The sequence below is a fragment of the Streptomyces sp. NRRL WC-3549 genome, assembly GCF_000721935.1.
Lineage (GTDB): Bacteria > Actinomycetota > Actinomycetes > Streptomycetales > Streptomycetaceae > Streptomyces.
The window spans coordinates 156205-157408 of the sequence record NZ_KL585399.1 but is presented as its reverse complement, the minus strand read 5'-3'; the positions used below and the strand labels follow the sequence as shown (position 1 = coordinate 157408).

Genomic DNA, 1204 nt, shown 5'->3' with positions numbered 1-1204 from the left:
GCGACCGCCGACACCGGCAGGGTGTACGCCTCCGGGTCCACCACCCCCGACGCACCCAGCCGCACCCACGCCGCCACCACGAAGAGCCCCGACGCCAGGTACCCCGCACCGGGCCGCCGCTCCGGACGCACCGCGGTCGCCGCCGCCAGCACCCCGCACAGCCCCAGCACCAGCGCGAGGTACGGCGCGTCCGGCAGCGACAGCACCACCGCCACCAGCGCGGCGAAGGCCCCCGCCGCCTCCAGCGACGGCGTGAACGCCCGCGCCCGCCACCCCAGTCCGAGCCCCACCGTCACCGCCGGCACGACCATGACCACCACCGCGGCCCGGGGCGCGCCCCAGCCCGGCGAGGCCCCCGCCGCCCCGGCCACCACGGTCGCGCACAGCACCGACGCGACGGCCGAGGCGGACCGGACCGCGGCCACCCGCGACCGGGCCGCCGCCCCCGCGAACACCGCCCCCAGCGTGCCGAACACGACGTATGTGGCGGGCTCCGCGGCCAGCGCCAGCAGTCCCGCGCTCACCGCCCCGGCCGCCGCACACCCCAGCGCGGTCCACGCAGGCCCGTCCGGCGCACGGCACACCGCCACCGCCGACAGCCCCGCCACCAGCAGCAGTTCCACCGCCACCGCCACCGCGTACGGCGCGTCCGCCACCGGGAGCAGCACCACGGCCGCGGCCCAGCCCAGCCCCAGCGCCCCGGAGCCCGCGGCCGTCCACCACCCCGTCAGCGGGCCGCCCGACCGGCCCCGTGCCGCGTACACGGCCCCCAGCAAGGCCGCCACCAGCAGCAGCACCACCGGCACCGCCCCCGCGTCCGGCCACCGCACCGACGGGCCCACCGCGCCCCGCACACCCGTCGGCGCCCCGGACCACACCTCCGCCACCAGCGAAGCCGGACCCAGCAGGGCCGCGGCCACCGCGGGCAGCACCACCAGCACCGCCGCCCCCGTCACCGCGAACGACGCCCCCAGCACACCCCGGACCACCGGCCGCGGCACTGCCCGGAGCCGCACCACCGCCGACAGCGCCGCACCGCACAGCAGGTACACCACGACCGCCCAGCTCCACGGCACCCCGGTGCGCAGCACACCGCCCGCCCCGGCCACCGCGGCGACCCCCGCCACCGCGCCCGTGGTCACGGCCCACACCCCGGAGGCCCGCCACCCGGCGGACAACGCCACCGCCTGTCTCTTATACACAT

The 1204-nt window shown here is 79.8% G+C and carries 1 protein-coding gene; it reads right to left on the bottom strand.

Annotated elements, in window-relative coordinates:
- A partial coding sequence (locus tag IH13_RS0115640) for an SCO7613 C-terminal domain-containing membrane protein (protein ID WP_420713364.1) occupies window positions 1-1091 on the bottom strand: 1091 nt, incomplete at its 3' end.
- Between the last annotated feature and the right edge of the window lie 113 nt (window positions 1092-1204).